21 protein-coding genes and 1 other RNA gene are annotated in these 21703 nt (G+C 29.2%); 16 read left to right on the top strand and 6 right to left on the bottom strand.

Annotated elements, in window-relative coordinates; genetic code table 4:
* Positions 1 to 976: 976 nt before the first annotated feature.
* Positions 977 to 1579, bottom strand: coding sequence for a YigZ family protein (locus tag OF365_RS01890; RefSeq protein ID WP_263817920.1), 603 nt, complete (start codon positions 1577 to 1579; stop codon positions 977 to 979).
* Positions 1539 to 1952 carry a hypothetical protein gene (locus OF365_RS01885; protein WP_263817919.1) on the bottom strand — a complete coding sequence of 138 codons (414 nt, stop codon included), beginning with the start codon at positions 1950 to 1952 and terminating at the stop codon, positions 1539 to 1541. The genes OF365_RS01890 and OF365_RS01885 overlap by 41 nt, the downstream gene beginning before the upstream one ends.
* A gap of 85 nt (positions 1953 to 2037) precedes the next feature.
* On the opposite strand from OF365_RS01885, the gene OF365_RS01880 reads away from it, so the two are divergent.
* The 8 genes from OF365_RS01880 (at position 2038) to OF365_RS01845 (ending at position 5601) form a co-directional block, all read left to right on the top strand.
* Complete coding sequence (locus tag OF365_RS01880) at positions 2038 to 2508, top strand: HIT family protein (RefSeq protein WP_263817918.1); 471 nt, start codon at positions 2038 to 2040, stop codon at positions 2506 to 2508.
* A gap of 2 nt (positions 2509 to 2510) precedes the next feature.
* Positions 2511 to 3179 carry a hypothetical protein gene (locus OF365_RS01875; RefSeq protein WP_263817917.1) on the top strand — a complete coding sequence of 223 codons (669 nt, stop codon included), beginning with the start codon at positions 2511 to 2513 and terminating at the stop codon, positions 3177 to 3179.
* 119 nt (positions 3180 to 3298) lie between these two features.
* Entirely contained in the window at positions 3299 to 3730 is a 432-nt protein-coding gene (locus OF365_RS01870; protein ID WP_263817916.1) for a hypothetical protein, read from the top strand.
* Positions 3731 to 3766: 36 nt separating this feature from the next.
* On the top strand, positions 3767 to 3943 hold the full coding sequence (locus tag OF365_RS01865; RefSeq protein WP_263817915.1) for a hypothetical protein: 177 nt from the start codon (positions 3767 to 3769) through the stop codon (positions 3941 to 3943).
* 71 nt (positions 3944 to 4014) lie between these two features.
* Positions 4015 to 4338, top strand: coding sequence for a Vmc-like lipoprotein signal peptide domain-containing protein (locus OF365_RS01860; RefSeq protein WP_263817914.1), 324 nt, complete (start codon positions 4015 to 4017; stop codon positions 4336 to 4338).
* 163 nt (positions 4339 to 4501) lie between these two features.
* Complete coding sequence (locus OF365_RS01855; protein WP_263817913.1) at positions 4502 to 4981, top strand: hypothetical protein; 480 nt, start codon at positions 4502 to 4504, stop codon at positions 4979 to 4981.
* A 17-nt stretch (positions 4982 to 4998) separates the two neighbouring features.
* Positions 4999 to 5364, top strand: coding sequence for a Vmc-like lipoprotein signal peptide domain-containing protein (locus OF365_RS01850; RefSeq protein WP_263817912.1), 366 nt, complete (start codon positions 4999 to 5001; stop codon positions 5362 to 5364).
* A gap of 105 nt (positions 5365 to 5469) precedes the next feature.
* Positions 5470 to 5601 carry a hypothetical protein gene (locus OF365_RS01845; protein WP_263817911.1) on the top strand — a complete coding sequence of 44 codons (132 nt, stop codon included), beginning with the start codon at positions 5470 to 5472 and terminating at the stop codon, positions 5599 to 5601.
* A 65-nt stretch (positions 5602 to 5666) separates the two neighbouring features.
* On the opposite strand, the gene rnpB is transcribed toward OF365_RS01845, so the two are convergent.
* The 3 genes from rnpB to OF365_RS01830 form a co-directional block, all read right to left on the bottom strand.
* An RNA gene (rnpB, locus tag OF365_RS01840) (RNase P RNA component class B) lies at positions 5667 to 6031 on the bottom strand.
* Between the two features lie 18 nt (positions 6032 to 6049).
* The gene (gene mip, locus OF365_RS01835) at positions 6050 to 8467 is read right to left on the bottom strand and encodes an Ig-specific serine endopeptidase MIP (RefSeq protein ID WP_263817910.1); all 2418 of its coding nucleotides are present in this window, start codon (positions 8465 to 8467) and stop codon (positions 6050 to 6052) included.
* Between the two features lie 27 nt (positions 8468 to 8494).
* Positions 8495 to 11050, bottom strand: a complete 2556-nt coding sequence (locus OF365_RS01830; protein WP_263817909.1) for a putative immunoglobulin-blocking virulence protein — start codon at positions 11048 to 11050, stop codon at positions 8495 to 8497.
* Between the two features lie 232 nt (positions 11051 to 11282).
* Between OF365_RS01830 and OF365_RS01825 the strand changes: the two genes are divergently transcribed.
* The 8 genes from OF365_RS01825 to OF365_RS01790 all read left to right on the top strand — a co-directional run bounded on the left by OF365_RS01825 (position 11283) and on the right by OF365_RS01790 (position 20729).
* On the top strand, positions 11283 to 12743 hold the full coding sequence (locus OF365_RS01825; protein WP_263817908.1) for an MSC_0624 family F1-like ATPase-associated membrane protein: 1461 nt from the start codon (positions 11283 to 11285) through the stop codon (positions 12741 to 12743).
* A 20-nt stretch (positions 12744 to 12763) separates the two neighbouring features.
* Positions 12764 to 13303, top strand: coding sequence for a DUF2714 domain-containing protein (locus OF365_RS01820; RefSeq protein WP_263817907.1), 540 nt, complete (start codon positions 12764 to 12766; stop codon positions 13301 to 13303).
* Between the two features lie 9 nt (positions 13304 to 13312).
* On the top strand, positions 13313 to 14191 hold the full coding sequence (locus tag OF365_RS01815) for an MSC_0622 family F1-like ATPase gamma subunit (RefSeq protein ID WP_263817906.1): 879 nt from the start codon (positions 13313 to 13315) through the stop codon (positions 14189 to 14191).
* Positions 14160 to 14621: a hypothetical protein gene (locus OF365_RS01810; protein ID WP_263817905.1), complete on the top strand. Its 462-nt coding sequence runs from the start codon at positions 14160 to 14162 to the stop codon at positions 14619 to 14621. Before OF365_RS01815 ends, OF365_RS01810 begins: the two co-directional genes overlap by 32 nt.
* A 3-nt stretch (positions 14622 to 14624) precedes the next feature.
* Positions 14625 to 16895, top strand: a complete 2271-nt coding sequence (locus OF365_RS01805; protein WP_263817904.1) for an MSC_0620 family F1-like ATPase-associated subunit — start codon at positions 14625 to 14627, stop codon at positions 16893 to 16895.
* A complete protein-coding gene (locus tag OF365_RS01800; RefSeq protein ID WP_263817903.1) occupies positions 16885 to 18408 on the top strand; it encodes an MSC_0619 family F1-like ATPase alpha subunit in 1524 nt (507 codons plus the stop codon). Before OF365_RS01805 ends, OF365_RS01800 begins: the two co-directional genes overlap by 11 nt.
* 13 nt (positions 18409 to 18421) lie before the next feature.
* Entirely contained in the window at positions 18422 to 19813 is a 1392-nt protein-coding gene (locus OF365_RS01795; protein ID WP_263817902.1) for an MSC_0618 family F1-like ATPase beta subunit, read from the top strand.
* Between the two features lie 697 nt (positions 19814 to 20510).
* Positions 20511 to 20729 carry a hypothetical protein gene (locus OF365_RS01790; protein WP_263817901.1) on the top strand — a complete coding sequence of 73 codons (219 nt, stop codon included), beginning with the start codon at positions 20511 to 20513 and terminating at the stop codon, positions 20727 to 20729.
* A gap of 171 nt (positions 20730 to 20900) precedes the next feature.
* Here the strand turns inward: OF365_RS01790 and rpsD are convergent, their stop codons facing one another.
* Positions 20901 to 21509: a 30S ribosomal protein S4 gene (gene rpsD, locus OF365_RS01785; RefSeq protein WP_263817900.1), complete on the bottom strand. Its 609-nt coding sequence runs from the start codon at positions 21507 to 21509 to the stop codon at positions 20901 to 20903.
* Positions 21510 to 21703: the final 194 nt, after the last annotated feature.

The raw sequence follows: 21703 nt of genomic DNA, 5'->3' as shown, positions 1-21703 counted from the left end.
CTCTAAAAATATAAGTTAATTAGATTTTAAGACAATGCTGAACCAAATTAAAAGCAATTAAAACAGCAGGATCAACAGTCTTTAATACTTGTTGACCAAAGATTCTAAGAAATCAATAATTTTGTATATTTAGTTGCTAATATTAAACCACCGAATGCCTAATAGATGATTATTGGAAGTCAATTCAATTTATAATTTTTCGAATTGTTTTAAAAGCAATTCATTTTCTAAAATGACCACTTCTAGATATCGCTTTAAAAGAAGTTTAGAAATAATCACAATTTTTGTTTCTTAATTCTCTTATTTTATTATTAAGTTGTTTAATAATTTGGTTCAAAATAATTGTTTGATCCATTAACAACCTGATTTTAAAAGTCTATCTGTTTTCGAGACTTTTTCTAATTCTATCCACTCTCTGCGGATAAAAATCGAATATTTGACTTGTCTTTACATATTATCTATAGTACTAATCAAATATCCCCGTGGCTAGTGTTAACAAGAGCTTCTTATTTTTGGTACAAGATTGCAGTTTGTTTTTTTAATTAAGGTATTATAATCATCCACAAAGTTATTATTTTTATTCTATGAGTAAAATTTTGATAAATATAGTGGATTTGTTATGATAAGTATAAACCCTTGCTATAGCTTTAGTTGTTAATACTATCTTTTTGCACAACTTCTGCATGTCGGAGTCTAAAACATAACTTTCAAATTCTAAAATTTTATTCTGGCATTCTAGAAAAATGAATTAAATTATTAGCACCAGCAAAAGGTTCTAATATCTTTTCGCTTTGCAAATAATTATTTCTAAAAACATTTTTTCAATAAAAAATGAACGAAGGCAATTTTAACCATAGTTTTTAGACTCCTTTAATTTTTTATAATCTTGAAAATATTCACATGGTGAAAGCAGAGATCTATGTAAAATCTAAATAATTTATTAAGACTGATTACCTGAAAAACTCGGAATATATAATTAATTATTAGAATTTTCAAAAGGTCAAATTGATCAGTTATCTTTACTTATTGGTTCATAAAGATAAGCTGAATAACATTGCACTATTAAAAATCCGTTTTCCTGATATTTATCGCCTATTTCTAGCGTTAAATCTTGATTAACGAAACGGTCAAATTGCGCCATGTTTGTTAAATGCACCCGGATTTTATATGGGTATTTAATAACTAAATTGTCTATTTGGGAGTCTAAAATAATTTGCTCACTAACATTTTTATAAACGTTTTTAAGTTTACTTAAACCTAACTTAACTTTTCCAAAATAACGAACAATACAAATCATGTTATTAACTAGATCATATTTCAACAAATTATTTAAAATCATCATCCCAGCTGAATTTTTAGGCTCATTGTCATCATCTGCTTTAATAATAACTTCCTCACCTGATCAATATCGATATGCATAAACAATATGAGTAGCATCATAATAAATGCGACGCAATTCATCTAAATATGCCGCGATTTGATCTGCATTACTAACTGGATATAAAAACCCATAAAAGTTGGATTTATTTACATTATATTTATTCTGTTTGTTTTGTTTGATCGTCTTGTAGGTTTGCATAATATTTTTTTAATTCGTCAAATAAATATTCGTAATCTTTGTATTTATGATCAAACATAAAAAAGACTAGACTATTTAAAAAAAATTGAAGACGTTTATCTGGTATGAAACGTTTTTGGTGGTAATGCATATATAAGGTTTTTAAATAACGCTTGTGTATTACAAATATAATAATAAAAATGATTAAAAAAAGCGCGATTGCTAGAGTAGGAATTAAAATGTAAAGCTTATCAATACCTTTATTAAGGATTGAAATAAGAAAACAGAAAACAAGTGCAATTAAAAATAAAAAAACCATAGCATAATATTTTAAAGTGGGATATTTTCTATTTTGTTGATAGTTATCAATACAGTTGATGATTCGATTTGTCATATTCGGCTTTCTATGTGGAATATTGTTTATTTTATATTACAATTTAATTATATTATATATATAATACGAAAGAGTCGGTGGAAAAATGACGGATTGTTTATTTTGTCGAATTGTAAATAAGAAAATAAGCGCGCAAATTATTGATGAGAACGATGATGTAATGGCCTTTTTAGATATTTCTCCCGCAGCACCCGGTCATTTATTAATCATTCCGAAGAAGCATTATCCAAATTTTGGATTAACAGATGTATCATATTTAGAAAAAATGGTGCACATGGCTAAGAATTTAACATTTGCCCTAGAGGATGCATTAAAAAATATTGCAGGCTTTAATTATTTGATGAATTCCTACCCAGCAGCTGGTCAAGTGGTCATGCATACCCATCTACATATTATTCCAAAATATGGAGCTGATGAAGGGTTTTATTTTGGTGCTAACAAAAAAACTTTATCAGAAAAAGAACAAACTATCGCCAATCAAGAAATTTTTAAAAAGGTATCACGAGTAGTCCAAAAACAAAAGAAATCACGTTTTGGAAAACATTTTTTAGCTTAATTATGAATAATTTTAGAACCCCAATAACAATCATTGTCAACCAAACACAAAGCACTTTAAAAAATGTGTATGACTTCTTACGCTCTAGTTTTTCTAATAATATTAATGTTAACTACGGTGTTCTTCATCAACAAATCAATAAAATTTATAATAATTGATTAGTATATTTAGATAAGTTTCCTTTGAATCGTGCAAAAATCGAAAATCCTATAGTTATTAATTTCATTGATTCATGAAATTCTTCAATAGAAAAAGATTTTCATAAGTCATTTCTTTTTATTAATCAATTTTTCATTGCCTTACCCTATATTATGCTTTCTTATACTAAAAGTCCAACAACAATCAAATCTATTAAATGATTTATTGGTCGTAAAACTTTTGGAGTTTTCAAACAATGAGACCAATTAGAGGGGTTCTGCAAGCAAAACCTGTCACACAAAATGATATCATCCGAACAAACTTTTATAAATGATGATAATAAAGCATCCATTTTAGATGAACTACAAAAAATTTATAACCAATACTGATTAGTTCATTTGAAACATAATGAACGAAAAATTGAGTTACGTGGATATTTTGTTACTCATCATTGATGAGTTTTCGTAGTCGGCTTAATAATTTTAGGTTTAATTGTTCTTATTATTGTAATAGCGGCAAGTCACAAAAAATAAATAAGTGTTCCATTTATTTTCGGAATTTTTAGAAAAAAGAGTCAAAAAAGCCTCTTTTTTTTTTTTTTTTCATCCATGTTATAATACATTTTGTAATTTAAAATAAGGAGAAATAAAATTTGGAAACTCAAATATATCAGAAAACAAGTTCGGAATATATAAATAAGCTTAAAAAAACACGTTTAGTAGGTTTATTATCTATAGTTCAAGTTGTTTTTGTTGTTTTAGCTATTATTATGATTATTATCGGGTCAACTAAACAGGTTGAAACCCTTTATACTAACCCTTCTATATATGGTTCTTATGTACAATCGATAAGTGAATACTCGAAATATTTAGCTGCGTTTGGTGGATTATTAGGTATTGGCTTAATTTTTGGTTTTGTTGTCGATATTTTATATATGGTAATGATCTCAAAATTAAAAGTAGATAAATTTAAATTATGAATAATTTTATTAATTGTCGGCTTTTGTGTAATGCCACTTTTACACTTTATAGCATGAATCTACACTCTTGTTGAACTAAAAGATATGATCAACAAACGCAAATAATTACACAATAATGTTTACAAATAGGAGGTGAGTTATATGTCAAAACAAAAGATGACTAAGGAACAACTTGATTGAAAAAGTAAAATCAACAATCCAAATAATCCAGAATATCAAAAAAGAATGGATCACAACGCTAACATTAAGAATCCAAACAGCCCTGAATATAAAGCTGCTTGTGACAATCGCGCAGAACAAAAAAAATCAAAAAGATAATGATTTTATTTATAAATATAGAATTAAAATAAAATATTTACATAGTAGTTACTAATAGTAGGTGAAGATATATGAATAAAAAACAAAAACGCATTCTAGGTTTTGTATTAGCTCCGATTGGTTTAGCAGCTGTGATTACACCAATTGTAACTAGCTGTTCAAAACAAGACCCATTACAAAAGGAATTCGACAAAGCCAAAGCTGATTACAAAGCGCTTTTTAAAAAACAAACAGGGCAGGATTACAATCAAATTATCGATGTATTATTCAAATCAGTTGATGAAATGTTTAAGAACGCAAAAAATGATGCTGAGAAAAAAGCGGCGATTGATGTTGTTAAACAAGCAATGGATACGTTAAAAGCGTCAGCAGACGCAATAGGTTTAAAATTTTAAAATAAAACCATAATTAATTTTATTAATAAATTTAATTAAATAAAATGTTCCACTTATTTTTGGAACAACTAAAAAAAAGAGCAAAAAACAGCTCTTTTTTTTTTTTTTTTTGATACAGCTTAAAATAATTTTGTAATTTTAAAAGATTAAGGGGCATAAAAAAATGGAAAATCAATCAAACATATCGGTGAAAAAATCTGATTTTCTCAACCGTGTTAAAAAGACGCGTTCAATCGGTTTATTAGCAATAGTTGGCATAATTTTAGGGACAATAGCTTTTATTGGGCTTTACATCACATTATATGCGGGATACGGGGGATTTAGGCCATATCGCTTGAACGGAAATAGTTATATTTATAGTGAATATGAAAGTTTAGGCCCGACCTCAGATCCTTTTATTCAACGTATAATTGCTTTTGGTGTTTTATTTGGAATCGCTTTGATATACGACTTGATAGTTAAAATTTTATACACGGTAAAGATTGTACGTTTGCAAATCGAAAAATTTAAAACATGACAAGTTTTATTAATAGCAGGTTGTTGTGGCGTTCCTTTTTTGTATTTCATCGCATGGATTTATACATTGATTGAACTAAAAAACATGATCAAAAACCAAACAAATGAGTTATACCCAACTAAATAAATTAAAGGAATATTTAAATGAACAAAAAAACAAAACGCATTTTAGGCTTTGTACTAGCACCTATAGCTTTAGCAGCAGTTATTACACCAATTGTAACTAGTTGTACTAAACAAAATGGGAAAGCTGAATCAGCAATCACAACTGTTACAAATAAAAATAATGAATTAGAAAAAATAAGAGCAGAATTTTTGCAAGTAATAAATCGCATACCTGGTGATAAAGTTAAAAAAGACAAGATGATTAATGAATTTAATACAGCTATTGATAAAATGAAAAGTAAAAGCGTACTTACTGATGCTGAAGAAGAACTATTAATTAAACAGTTGAAAGATCAAGTTCAAACTGCTAAACTTTTAGTTGATAAATACTTTCCTAAAAAATAAAAAGCTTTACTTAATGTGGATTTTTTTCTCAATATTATTGACTAATAACGCAGTTTTTAATCCATACAAGCAAACATTTTGATGATAAGGGGGGGTGATAAAAATATGGCAAAAAGACCAAATCATAATGCTGATATTAGCAACGCTAATAAAGGAACACGTGGAACTAATAAAACCTATGATACAAATCAAGGAAATAGAGGAAAACAATTAAACCCCAATAATAAATCTCGTTAATTCACAAGATTTATGAAAAACAATCCCAACACTATAAAGTGCTGGGATTGTTTTTGTTCATCATATCAAATAAGCCGTGTTCTGTACTCAAATGAGTGTTAATTATTTATCTATAAAAGTTTATACTTTTATCCATAAACCATTTCGTTTCACGGTTTATGACTCCCTTACCAAAATTTAGGTTTCTCGCTTGCGGGGTTTACCAACGTTTCATCTTTTTGATTTCTCAAAAACTCGTCTCTGTGGCACTTTTAGATAGATTCACCATATTCGAAAACTTAGGTTTATCTATAGCCGTCATTGATGAACAACAATGCTATGCTTTATGAATTATACATACTACAAACACTACAAGGAATCACACCTTGTGCGAGCACGGACTTTCCTCTATTAATATTTATAATATATTAACAGCAATTAACTATGATATTTTAATTTTAGCGTTTTTTTAGGAATTTTTAAAAAGAAATTTTGAATCTACTTTTTCTTTTGAAAAACCATTAGGGAAAAGGTTGGTATGGACGTTATTTTGATTTTTATACAACTCTTCTAACGCTTGACGATATGAAGTTTTTTGATCTTTTCCAGTTCCATAAATTAAATCATATTGTGGCAGATTATAACTACCATACAATCCTTTATAATCAAAACCACTTGAACGTAAAGCTAAGACTAAACCTGTTGAGGTGTTTTGGGTCTTTGTGTGGTATAAACCAATGACTTCGTTACGTTGGTTACGCATTGACGAACCACTAGCCCCTCCGTATGGTTCATAATCACGGGGCATATACTGTAGACCAAAGGAAATAAATTCTTTATTATCGTGTGTTTTCATGAATTTATTACCATTATAAGGTGAAGCTAAAAAAGCATCTGAGATCCCTGGTTTATTCAAGAATGAACGATAACCTATTTGGTAGCTAAAACGACCGCCCTGTTGCATTTCTTTTTGATTTTTAGCCTTAGTTTCTTCTGAAACACCAACTTCATCCACTGATGGCTGCTTAAAGAATTCATATTTAGCATTTGTTCATAACGAAGTAGAATGGCGATATAAACCTTGCACTTTCTCTGTATCATATTGTGAAAAATAAAAATCTTCAATAGCTAATGGATAACCAAGCAGATAGAATTGATCTCCGGTATATTTTTCAAAATCAGGTTTTAACAAAGGAGCAGAATGGTTCTCGAAATTTGATAAATAATCATAATTTATAAATTTAATTTGCTTATCTTTTTGATTCGCATAATCATTTGTTAAGGTTTGAATCAATTTTTGTTGATCATTGTTTAATCCATTAAAAACAGCTTTATTATTTGAAACAAATGATCATTCATTATTTTTGACTTTACTAAAATCAACTTCAATAACGGCAAAGTCAGCAAACTCTTTTTTGTCTTTGTACTCGTCTTTGTATTGATCAGCTAAATAATCAACTGGATCCTTATTTAAAAAGTCAGTTGCCTTGTAGACTACTTTAAAAATTTCGCTAATGCGTTGGGTTTTATCGTGGTCATTTGAACTACCAATAATGAATTGGGTAAAATGATCATCATACTCAGTTAAGCTAAAAGGTGTATTTAATGGTGGTTTTTGATTTAAACGTGTTAACGAAACACCTTCGGTTGTTTCGTTTAATAGATCAGCGACGTGCAGGTTCGTTGCAAAATATCATTTAGTGGGATATGAATTATCTTCTGGTTGAACATAATCTAAAATTCACATTGTTCCTCGATGTACACTTAACGGAAATTTCGATTTATCATCAGTCGCAATTTTAGAGTCATTTTCGTTGCCTGCTTTATAATTAGGGTTTTTATTAGTAAACAACACTGAGAATGTTTGTTCTCCCATGGTTTGATATTGTTGATTTAATAACAGTCGCGCCAAACCTTTATTTTTAAAACGATCTCGGTTATAAGCATCAACTCACGATGGACCTTGAGGAGGTAATTTTTTGGCAATTGACAAGCCATTTACTGATTGATCAGCGTTGTAAATGGGTAGTGTATAACCTTTATAAGCTTGATTATCGTAAGTATCTAAACCCAAAGATTTACTTAATTCATCAAAATGGTTTTTATGGTTGTTAGAAACAGTTGATAAATCTGGACGTACATCCTTTAATAAGGCATTATTTCATTGGTTTTTTAATCCCACCATATATTCTTTGTTATCAAATGCAGCTCGTTGATCTGCGTTATATTTTGTAAAATAATCTAATTGTTGTTGTTTTTGAGCAGCGTTTTCTTCTTGAATAATAAATCCGTTTTCATCTACTAAAACAGGTGATGTTTTAAAACCACTGATTTCAATTTCTTTTGTGATATATGTTTTAGATTTATTATGAATGATCTGTACCACTAAAACAGCATGTCCTGTTTTGCTAGAGATGTTTTGTTGAGCATCATTATAATCAGGTCTTAACTCACTAACCCGAGCTGTGAATAAGGATAACTGATTTCCTTTTAAAGTTAATTTAATTTGATCTAAATTGTTTTTTAAATCGTTAATCGATAACTGAGCAGCTGGAGTATTAGCGTTATTATATTGGGCTACAGAAACTTCTAAAGCATCCATAACTGGTTTAATTTCGGCAGGAGGGGGCGTATCGACAAGCGCGTTTGGATCAACTGTTTGTCCAGGTTCAATGGGTTTAGTTGTTGTATTGTCTTTTTTATCAGTAGAATCCGAAGGTTTAGTTTGATTTGTTGATTCATTATTGGGATTATTTGGAGGGATGACTTCCTTAATATCCTTTTGCTCGTTTTTACAACTTGCTGCAATGATAGCGGTACTAAAAGCTAGTAAACCGATAGCTGATAAGGCTAATAATCATCGTTTTTTTGATTTTCTCTTTAACATCTTTAAAATCTCCTTTTTAATGTGTTATTATGCTATTTCTAATGCAATTGCTCCGTCATCAGTTTTTACAGGAAAGCTTGAAGTTAATTTATTTTTAATATCTTCATTCTGCGGATCAACTAGTATAGGGTTGCTTTTGATATATGATGAATCAGCATATTCTTTTAAAACCTTTAAATTTGCAATACCATTGGCATTCAAACTTTCGGTACCAGGAACAACTTTAATGAATTTAGTATTGTCTTTATTGCTAAAGAATATTTTTGTTCGTGGCATTTGTGGTTGTTCTAAAATCATAATATCCTTGAATTGAGCATTATTCAACTCATCTGTACTAATTTCAAAAACAGAACTTTCGTTTTTAAGTCACAAATATTTTAGTTTTCGCGTACCATTTGTATTCTTTTTATGATCAGTAAATACAAGTCCACGTAAGGATTTCAAACTAGTATTTGATAAATCTAGACCCCAAGGGTATGAATTTCCACCTTCATTATGATCTGGTTTTAAACCTCCACCCATTTCACCATTAAAGAAAGGTTCATTATTTCTCGTGAAGTAAGCCATACGCAAACCATAGTTGATTCGGTTTAATTTTTCAGCTAAATTAGTAGTGTTTTTATTAATATCGTTTTCATAGAAAATTAAGCTAGTAAACATGATTCGCGATCATGGTTTATAACTCATGCGAGTGTTTTCTCTTGGGTTATAGTCATTAGTGTTAATTCAGTGAACATTTTTCAAGGCTCAAGGATTAATTCTTCACGCATCGTCGTAAGGCAATTCATTAGTATATAATCCTAATTCTTTAATTTCATCTTTTTCTTCTAATGCCATTAACGCACTAGTATCTTTTTTTACAAAGAAGAATTCAAGTTGCAACAGTTTTTTAGGAAGAGCTTTAACAATTTTGTAAAAAGATTGATTCGCTCCTGCGGAACCAATGTTTAAGAAACGATAACTTTCAATCACAACATGGTCTTTTTTTAATTGTTCTAATAAACCAACTGTGTGTTGATAAGCGTCATTTTTTGCTAAATCAATAGTTAATACACGACCTTCGTTTCGTTGCCCTTGTTCAGGATTAACACGTTTTAGTTTTTCAAATTTTATACCAGAAATATTATTAGTATTATATTTATTTGCCAATTCGGTATCTGTTGATTTAGTTCATCCCTCATATGTTCCTTCAATTAAATTTTGTGATGAACGGTTGAAATGAGATTTATATCCAAAAACACGCCGTTTTTCATTATCGTATGAAAGACGAGAAGTAACTTTGTTAGTTCCAGGAAGAGGTTCAAAACTATAACTATTAATTTCTCCATTTTCGTCAATATATGAGTTACTATCATCAAGTGAATATCCACCATCGCGAATTTGCTCTTCGGCTTTTTTTGATAATTTAGTAAATTTATTAAAATCAATATAAGTAAGAATTTTTAAAATTCTAGCCACAGATTTTTTAGTGTGTGGACTGACATCTTTGGGTAAATTTTCTAATTCAGTAATTTTTTCTGGTGGTGTACCATCATACACAAATTCTTTTCATTTATTAGATTTGTGAATTAATAGTCAATATTTATCAGCTGTAGTTAAATATGAGTTATGTCGAGCTAATTCATTATCGTTGTATTCATCATGACCACCCTGAGCAATGATTTTTTCTACATCATCTTGACTTAGATTTTGAATTTCATTTCTATTTCAAGGTCCAAAACTACGAGCTTCAAATGACTTTTTTGATTTTTCAACTTGTTTTTTAATAAATGCTTCAGAAGGGTTGAATTCAATAACATCTGGCACACGTTCTGCTAAATAAGGATCAGGATTTTTATTTACAATGCCTGCTTCAACATCACTCTTAAAGTAGATTCTATTCGGTTGCGGTTGTAGTGTAACTTGCTCGTTTAAACCATCAACTTCGACTGGAACAGTGATTTGTTTTGGAAAAACTTGAAGTTCGGCTGGTAACTCTGAGTCTGTGATAGATTTTTGTGGAACCTTATCTTCTTTAATTTCTTCGTGTTTTTTAGGTTTTTCTGTGTTTTTTTCTTCTTCCTTCTTAGATGGTTCCTCAATTTTTGGTTCCTCTTTTGGTTCCTCTTTTAGTTCTTCCTTGCGTGGTTCCTCAATTTTTGGTTCCTCTTTTAGTTCTTCCTTGCGTGGTTCCTCAATTTTTGGTTCCTCTTTTGGTTCTTCCTTGCGTGGTTCTTCGACTTTCGGTTCTTCTTTCGGTGGCTCCTTAACCTTAGGTTCTTCCTTTGGAGTCTCCTGAGGTTTTTCCTCCTCTTTCTTAGGCACTTCTTTTGGAACATCTTCGACTTTTGGTTCCTCTTTCGGAATTTCTTGAGGTTTTTCCTCCTCTTTTTTCAATTCTTCTCGAGGCCGCTTAGGAATGATAGGGTTATTTTGTTTTTTTTCTTCAATTTGACTTAAATGAAAATCATCATTACGGACAAACATGCTTTGAGTGATTTCTGATGTGTGATGCTTCTTAACAGCTACGGCGATAGCTGTTACTGATGCCACTACTAAACATGATGCGATGATACCTAGAGATAATTTGTGTTTTAATTTCATAAAAATTCCTTATTAGATTTCTCACTATTTCAAAATATTAATATATAATTAATTTAACTAATTATAGCACACAAGGAGAAAATTGCTGTATATTTAAATAACAAAAATACCATTTACTATATATATATATATATATAATGCAAATATTTTAGTATACAAATTTAAATATTTTGTATATAATATAACTTAATCTTTCCGAAAGATATACACCAGAGGTTAACTGATACAAACTATGCGTAATATTTTACTTTCTCATAATCTAGCAATTAAAGATAGACACAAAAACAAACAGTTTAAAACACGCCTTCCAATACACAAAATCATCAATTATATATTGATTATTATTTATTTTGCTATTTGTGTAGCCGTGTTTTTTACGATTGATAAATACTTTTTTCATGCCCCAAAGCAAGCAGATATAAAAAACCTATTAATTTATAACGACTCATTTATTTATTTTAAAAACGTTGCATTAATTACTCAAAGTTGTTTTTTATTATTGTCCCAATTTTTTAGTATTTTCTTTATTTATAAATTAATTGATAATAAACGGCACGATTTTAAAAAAATAGCATGGGCATTAGCTTTATATGCAAGTGTTTTCATAATATCGTTGGGTCTTTATTTTGGATTTACTATTCATAATTGAAAAGATGTTTTTTATACAAGCTTTCTTTTTGTAATTCTAGGACTTATTCATTTACTAGTTTTTATTTTCATAAACTCTAAAGCTTATAGTATTGACTTAACATTTATTTATAAGAAAAAAATTTATTATCTAGCTTATGCTGCTGCTTTTGTTTTCATATTCTTAGGAATAGGGTTATTAGGTGGCTTAGGTTTTAATGATGAATCATTTAATTTACTAAAGGCGAATAGCGTTGATAAACAGTATGTACCTAATAAAGTTTACGAATTTTTTGTTAATTTAAATTCCATTATAAATCATCCAGGATATGCTGTAGTTCTGTTCTTGATAATTTGTTTATTAATAGCTAATCTAGCATGCGTTGCTTTAGTTTTTATTTTAAACTTTAAGAAATACAAAAATGATTTTTACCAAACAAGCAGCTTATTAAGTTTTTCTAGTGCTATTTTACTAAGCTCTTTCTTGTATTTTTCAACAATTAGTTTTAATAACACTAACCAAAATATTTATTTAACATTTAAAATTAAAGAATCATTCAACCTGCTATATCTGAATTTAGTCTTCAGCATCTTATTTATTTTTAGTTTTTCTTTTATCTTATTTTATTCAAAAACTAAAAACAAGGTTAAGAATTATATTTTTAATATGTTCATGGCTTTTTTTATTAGCCATTGAATGCTAACTTATTTATTGATTTCTAATCAAACTAATAATCAACAAAACTTTTTAATTGTTTGATTATCATGCATAACAAGCATTGTTAATTTCATCGTTATGCTTTCACGTATTAATTCAGTTAAACGATATCAATCATATGTTTTAAATATTAGTTTCCTATTTGTAATAGTAATACTGATTTTAAATGCGGTGTGCACGTGATTAAAAAGATACAACAATATTGCTATTAATGACTATTATTTAAGTTTATGGAACATGACTTTTATCCCTTTCTTAATCTTCTGTAGTGGATATGCTATTGTAAAAGGATCAATATATATTAGTTTAGTTATAAAAAATAAAAAAGTTGTAATTATAGGAAAATAAAAATAAAAAGAGGTTTATATATGATGAAGATGAAAAAAAATAATAATGAATTCAAAGAATTCCAAAAAAATCGACAATTAGAAGCAGATAAAACAGGATTAAACGGAATTTACCACCGTTTCTATGAGGCTGTTCAATCTGATGATTATATCAGCTTTGAAGCTCTAATTCATACAGCTTTATTAGATGCTCAATTGCCTTATGATAAAGAATTGATACAACAAGTAAAAAACAAAATCCACAAAGGATTAAAAGAAAAGTCTGATTTCGTTACTTCCTTTTTTGTAATTTCATTTCTAAAGCAAATGAATTTTAGCTTATTTAGAACATACCCAACGATAGTGTCTACAGAATCGTCGACAAAAAACAGTGTATCATTAAAAAACGATGTTCAAAATCCCGATTTAAATTGTTTACTAATTGCTTTTGATAAAATCGTGCATCAATTAATTGTTAACGAGAATAAGAATGTAGAATTAATTCCCGAAATCATTGTATACAAGCAAGTTGAAACAAAAGTTCTAAAAATTTTATTCAGTGAAAATTTTTTAAAAAATTAGGAAATAATCATGAATTTAAAAAAGAAAAAAGAGTTGGTTGATAATTTTTTAAAACTAAATGATATTGTTTCATTAAATCGATCTTTATCATTAATTACGATTCAACAATTAATTAAGAAAATAAAAAAACAAGAAAACACCCTGATTGCTTATATGAGTTTTTTGGATCAATTACAAAAAAATGAGTCTGAGCAAATAAATGAGCAAAAAACTTTGTACATTTACTATGCTGCAAATGAAAAGTTTACATCTAACTTTTATAATGCAATTGAAGACCATCTATTAAATCATTTTTTAAAAGACAAAGATTTATTAATTTCATTGGGTAAACGAGCCTTTGATTTTAGTCAAGAATCATTGTTGACAACGCCTGTTCATCATTATGATGATCCATTAGATTTCAAAAAAATCCCGCTAGAATCAGCGTTATTAATCGCTCGTTATTTAAAAGAAAAAAGAGTGAATAGAGTTGTTTTTTTGATACGTTCAAATAAGACAAATAATATAAACACAGTGTTATACCCTTTGAATGAATTTGATTTTCAACTTTCTTTAGAAGAAAATGATAAGATGCTTTATCAGGAATTAAATAATCAAAATTTTCGTTTTTATGAAACCGCTAGCGATTTTAATGAAAATGCATTAATAGGTTTCTTGAGCAGTGCACTATATACACTTTTATTAGAATCTTCGTTTATTGTTTATAAAAATAAATTAATTCACGAAAATAAAATCTTAAAAGATTTGGAAGTAAGGATTAAACGAGCAAAAATGAGTTTAAATCGCTCGGTTCGTGAACAAGAAATTCAAGAATTAAATTTAATTCATGATCACAAGAAACAAGGACTTAAAAAATATGGCAAAACAATACAGAAAAATCATCATTAACACCTACGAAGAATCATACACTTATCCACACGAAGTATTAGTTTACGTTAATTTGCATTTTGAAGATACTTGAATGCCTTTAAAAGATAAAAACACCTCTTGCTTATCTTGTGGGACATATAAATTAGTGTTAAAAAACAACAAAGAATTATTTTTTCATTTGCAATACGGATTAGTTTATCTTTGACAGGATACTATATACATTCACACTAAAACAAAACCTATTTTTTATATAGCGCGCAAAAAACAAGCCATAGCAAGCAAACAAAAACAATTTCATGAAAGTGATTACACACAGTTTAAAAATCTTTTGAACCAACCAACCAGCTTTTTAGATGATAATAATTATTTAAATAATCATTTTTTAATCTGAGATAAATATGTTGAAATGATGAATCAGCGTTTATATTTGATTGTTGATGAGGAATAGAATATGAGTAGAATAAAGAAAAAAATATGAATGTTCTTAGGGACTCTAACACCCTTAGTAAGTTTATCTATGGTAATGTTAAATAATGATCAACAACCAAAAGACAAACCCGAAAACAAGCCAAAAACAGATAAAGAAATTAAAGCTTTACAGAAGTTATTGCAAGAACAAACCGACATACATTTGAAATCATTAATTGATGCTTTATTAAAAATCGCTGATGATCAATTATTAGAGTTAGAAAAACAAAGCTATGATAATGAGGAAAATAAAGCAAAATATGAAACGTTAGAACTATTCAATAAATATAAAATTCAACGGCGTTTTTATCTTTTTAAGGTTAAAGAATTTTTTACAACAAACAAGGAAGCTATTTTAAAAAAACCGCATGCGTTTGGCTTTGTGATTAATGCTCCACATGTCATAGCTGATAATGTCTATTTTCAAAACGGAAACATTAATTTTCTTAATGAGAATTATCCCAATTCTTTTTGGGGTAACACTGTAGAAAGTGGTTATGGATCTGAAACTAATCCCTATTTTGTTTACACTAAAGAATCTGATCCTCAAAAAATTCGACAAGTCTTAAACGAATACGATGAAGAGAAATTAAAAACCTTTGTCACAACTTACTATAATGATTTATACAATAGAGCAAGAACAATTTTCTTCAATAATGATGATAACCCAGTAATGGACAAGGATTTTAAAATTATCAACGATCCAAATTCTTCTGGATTCATTGCGTCTAATCCTTTAATCGACGATCCTTTTATCGAAACTTGGGATCAGTGAATAACTAAAAAAATTACATCACGGTTCAGCGTCTTCGATTTGGAGGAAAACGCTAAAATTATTGAACCACAAGAGGATGAAAAAAAAGAAGAAAAACCAGAAAAACCAGATGATCCCGATCAACCAAATACTGATAACAATATAACTGATCCTCCTATCAGTAATGATTCAGAAATCAAAGATATTGTTAGTGATAAAAATAATGTCATTGAACCAAAAGATACGCAATTTATTAATGAGTTAAAAAAAATTGATATTCTAATAAATCCTGAATTAACACCAGATAAGTATGTTCAATTTATTAGTCAGTTCCCAGAATTAAAACAAGCACAAAAATTGCAAGATTACTTTCTAGTCAACTATCCGTTGAATGATTTTATTGAGTACCGTATTGAGAATGTACGATTAAATGATCAAAACGAAATCATAGCAACCGTTAGCGTGTGAAATAACATTAAAAAACAACAATTAGCTTTTGATAATAAACACAAAACATACGATATTGTAATTTGAAATACAAATAAAAAAAATATTCAAAAATATTTATCAAAACAAAATGTTTTTGATCCCCAATTAAATCGTCAATACTACCAATTAATTTATTATACAAATGCGCAAATGAGTGATTATTTTTTTAAACAAAAAAAACCAAACCCCCTAGTACACCCTATTAGCGATTGATTTACATACCAAAAAGATTTCAAAAACATTATTATTGATAATCAAAACGACCAAGAAAAAGTCAAAATTATCGAACAACAAAACCTTATAAAACGAGAGCGTATTAATTTAAATATTTTAAGCACTTACTACTATCGTATGGTTAATTTACCAAGTTTTTACAATAAATATTTAAAAATCATTCAGACTTATTATCGAAACGAAAATCTAACGCCGGATATAATTCAGCAAGCCTGTGCAAAAAGTGTTGATCTTTTATTAGATTATTTCAAATCTATCCGTTTACAAGCTAAAAACAATAAAAAAGAAGATAATTTAATGCACGAAAGCATTAATCTCTTCCAGCAAACATACAATTTTCCTTTTAGTCTGAAAAACAGTAAATACCAAAATGATTTAAAGACCATTTATTTAAAAATCACTCAACAAGTTAAGCAATTTTATTCGCAAGCACGCTACTTAAGTTTAAGTACAAACATTGAAAATGTCTCGTGATTCAACCAAATTGATCAATTGTTGCAAAAAGCTAAAAAAACACTATTAGCAGTTAATCAAATTAACCAAACATTACGTTTGCACGAAGCTGATCCATCAACTTATGAAAAATACGCCGAAGATGCTTTGAGTCAACTGCAAGCGCTATGAAAGCAAAACCAAGAACCAAATTATGTGGCGTTATATGTGGCAATACCAATCACTATCTTAATGATCATCTTAATAACCACAAGTAGTTTTTTATATATCAGACACAAAAAAACACTTTTAAAAAACCGAGGAGTTAAAAAATATGACAAATAACAACCCAAAAATTATTGCGATTCAAGACTATGTTGTTTTAGCTGAGGCAAATTTTTTATTTAAAGAACGCCAAGGATTTTATGTTAAAAACAAACCATACATCAAAGCTATTGTATTAGACGCTTTTGACAACCAAGCCTTTTTATTAATTGATAATTACACGAATGATTTTCAAATTGGTGATGAATTAATCCCTGACGAACAATATTCATCAGTCCAAACATCATTAGATTTTTTTGGACATGTAATCGATATTGATAATCGTTTTTTAGATATCGAACAACCAAAGAACATGACATATCTACCAGTTAAAAATAAAACCTTCTCTATAGCCAGCAATATGATGCATCGACGTCGTTTGGATCAACAATTGTACACAGGTATTCACGCTATTGATTTGTTTAACCCAATTGGATTAGGTCAACGTGAATTGATTCTGGGCGATCGACAAACAGGGAAAACACACATCGCTTTAAACACTATTATTAATCAAAAAAATAAAGATATAAAATGTATTTATGTTAGTATTGGTCAAAAACGTCAAAGTCTATCGTATGTATACAACACTTTAAAAACACATGGAGCATTAGAATACACAATGATTATCGATGCACCAAGTACTTCCGCGTTTCAACAATTTTTAGCTCCTTATATTGCTATGGCGCACGCTGAGAATTTAGCTCAAGAACACGACGTGTTAGTGATTTATGATGATTTAACTAAACACGCAAATATTTATCGTGAGATTTCATTATTAACCAATAAACCAATTGCAAAAGAAGCGTATCCAGCTGATGTGTTTTATGCCCACTCTTCATTGTTAGAACGTTCAGGAGCGTTTATTAGTGCTAAAACTATTACTTGCTTGCCAATTATTACAACAATTGATAATGATGTTACATCTTTAATCGCTTCTAATGTCATTAGTATTACAGATGGACAAATCATTATGAATGCTAACATGTTTGCTAACGGGCAATTACCAGCTGTGGATATAGATTTATCAGTTTCACGAACGGGATCATCAGTACAAACAAGTACGATTGCTAAAATTGCAAGCAATTTATCGAAAATATACCGAGCATATAGAAAACAAATTAAATTATCTAAAATTCATTATGAATTTGATGAACGTACACAAACATTAATGCTAAAAGGTCAACAAATTGCGAACTTTTTATTGCAAAGAAATTTTCAACAACCTTCTAAAACAAGTTTAATTATTGCTACTAAGGCTATTGATTGAGAATTGCTTACACCTTTATATGAAACAAGTAAACTGATTCAATTCTTAAGTTATGTGATTAATAATGACTTACGAGCTAATCAAATATTTAAAAAAATTCTCAATGAAGAGAGTGTTAATGAACAATTAAGTAAAGCTTACTTTGCATCAGTGTCAAACCAGTTTTACCAAGCGATGCACATCGACTATCAAATCAAAAACAAAATTCCGACCATCGGAATTAAAGACAATTTATTAGCAAGTATTATTAAAACATTGAAAGACTAAGGTAGGGAAAAATATGTCAGCAAAAATCGTTAAAATTTTTACAAATGTAGTAGAAATTGAGTTATCTGAACCATATGACAACTTACAAGTTGATCATGTTTTAACTATGCATAACACAAACACTTTTTTAATTACTAAAACAATTATTTCTAACCAATTAATAAGAGCGGTAGTCGTTCATAGCGCACAAGACATTCAAATTGGTGATCAGGTTGAAATTACAGATAAATTCTTACAAGTACCAGTTGGACACGAAGCTAAAAACCAAGTATTTGATATTTTAGGAAATAATTTATCAGCTCAAAATAGTGTTAATGCTTCACAAAAATATGTGAACATGAACTCATTGATTCAAAAATCAAAACAATTGAACACTTATAACTCTATTTTACAAACAGGGATTAAAGTTATCGACTTTTTTACTCCGATTGTTGTTGGTCAAAAATTAGGTATTTTTGGTGGTGCTGGGGTTGGAAAAACAGTTTTAATTAAAGAAATTATTTTTAATGCCAAAAAAATGGCTCAAAAAATTTCCCCTATTTTTATTGGTTCTGGGGAACGTTCACGAGAAGGTTTAGAGTTATATCAAGAGTTAGTAGAAGCAAATTTAATGGCTTCTTCAACTATGTTTATTGCACAAATGAATGAAACACCTGCAGCGCGGGCAAATATTGTGCCGTTCGGAATCACTTGCGCAGAGTATTTACGGGATGTAGAGCACGAAGATGTCCTTTTATTTATAGATAATATTTATCGTTTTATTCAAGCCTCTAACGAAGTTGCTTCATCTTTAGATAAGAAAACTAGTATCGGTGGCTACCAAGCTACACTTGATTCTGATGTGTCATTTATTCAAGATCGTTTGTATGCCAATGAAAATGGTTCAATTACATCGTTCCAAACCGTTTTCTTGCCGATGGATGACATTTCTGATCCGGCTGCAGTCTCTTTGTTTGCTCATTTAGATGGTGCTTTGGTTTTATCACGGGATTTAATGGCTAAAAATCTATATCCAGCAATCGATCCCTTAGAATCACATTCTATTTCGTTGAACCCTAAAATTATCGGTCAAAAACATTTTGATGCCGTGATTAAAGTCAAAAGTATTCTAAAACAATATAAAGATTTAGAAGATGTAATTATGGTTCTTGGGATTGATGAATTAGATCCGGAAAACAAAAGAGTTGTCAAAATTGCTTTGCAATTACAAAACTTCTTCACGCAACACTTTTTCATGGCTGAACACTTTACAAAAGAAAAAGGTGTTTATGTGAAATTAGAAGACACTGTTGACAGTGTGCTTCGTATTATTAATGGTGAATTCATTAATCAAAGTCCTGAAATATTTTCATTCATTGGGTCGAACCTAGATATGCTTAACGACGAACAGTTAAATAAAAAATAAGCCTAAGGCTTATTTTTTATTTATCGAAAGAAAAATCTATTCAATAATATAATCTGTTGATCTGCGAGACTAATTTACTTATTATAGTCATGATTATCTAAAGAATAATTAGCTCAATACTTACATTATTGGTATTAAATTATATTAGTATATGAATTGGGAATGTGCAAAAAAAGCTAATTGAAATCGCTTTCATTTTTTATGGTAATATAATTAATATTTTATTTTTATTAAGAAATATGTTATTATGAAAACGTTTCCGGCACAGTGAGGTAGCAATTGAAGCTGTGTGTCGATACGCTGCGCGGTGAACCCACACTAGTCGGATGTTTACACATCGGAACAGCACACATTATCGGACCGGGTCTTTGTACACACGGTATTGTGTAAAGATGCCAGAAGAAAATCACAGCGGAGGCAATATTTTTGTAAAGAGTAATGAAAAACACCACTTTCATAGTGGTGTTTTTTTATTGTCAATGACTATAAAAGGTCTGTTTATCTTTTTTTATTATAGCGTTATAATTACAATATAAAAATAAGATGAGGTAATTATGGAAAACAATACAGGAGTGTTTTTTCTAAAAATTAGGACGAATAAGGATTTTTTTAGTAAAAGGGGGATTCCACATTTTGCGTACAATGGTGACCCCATTGGATCGAAGTTAAGTCAATTAGAGCAAATAGTGGGAGAAAAATGAGGACCAGCGCGTTTCTTCCTGCCCCAATTGTTATTCTTATAAAAGAAAAATATGTATATTATTTGAATGCACGCAGTAAAAAAGAAAATGGCCAAAATTGACCAGGCGAAGTAGAAGTTAATTCATTTACAAAGCAAGCATATGTTAATACATTAAGTGCACATAAAATCAACGTTGATGGATTTTCAAAAAACATAGAAGGTCAAGCTGAATAAATTTATCTCCTACGAAAAATTAATAATCAAAGGGTAAGAAAATTATGTCAATTCAAAGTGTATTCTTTACAAACGTTTAAAATATAATGCATGATAGTTAATAACTGAATAGGAAATAAAAAAAACTACTTCACAGTAGTTTTTTGTATATATAATTATTAATAAAAATAATTACATTAAACGGTTGTATCATTCAACCACGTACGCTTCATTTACATCTGATGGTAATTCTTCACGTTCAGGTAAACGAGCTAATTTGAAAACTTTCTTTTCTGCATCAATTGTTTCGATGAATGGAGAAGGTTTGTTTTGTGTATTTTTGATGATAGGGATATCAAAAGCTGATGCCTTTAATGAAACTACATCACCAACACTTAATAAAGCTGATGGGATATTGTTTTTCTTATCATTAACCAAAATATGGTTGTGGTTAACTAATTGACGAGCTGCACGACGTGTTGGAGCTAATCCAGCACGGAAGACAACTGAGTCTAGACGAGATTCTAAAACTTGTAGTAAGTCTAAAGTTAAAACCCCACCCTTTTTCATAGCAACTTTATATAAACGACGGAATTGACGATCGTTTAAACCATAAAGGTACATTAATTTTTGTTTTTCTAATAATTGTTGACCATAGTTTGATAATTTAACTTTTTTATTACCATGTTGACCTGGCCCATAAGTTCTTTTTTTACCAGTATTAAACTCTTTATTGTTTTCTAATAATGAAAACCCTAAATGACGAGATTTACGGTAAATACTTCCTGTATAACGACTCATATTTGTTATTTCCTTTCATATTTAGGCATATAACAACGGTGGCCAACTCCGTTTGCATAATTTAGTTTTAATAATTTCAGAATGATAGCAATTCTTACTATTAAAGCGAAAGTAACTAAATATTTGCAGAATATGTTGACCTGCTTATCATATGCTTATATTATTTTAACATAAAATTATATTTTTAGAAATAT

It is taken from the genome of Ureaplasma zalophigenitalium, from assembly GCF_025780055.1.
In the GTDB taxonomy this organism is placed as follows: domain Bacteria; phylum Bacillota_I; class Bacilli_A; order Mycoplasmatales; family Mycoplasmoidaceae; genus Ureaplasma; species Ureaplasma zalophigenitalium.
This window is presented reverse-complemented; position numbering and strand designations above follow the sequence as displayed.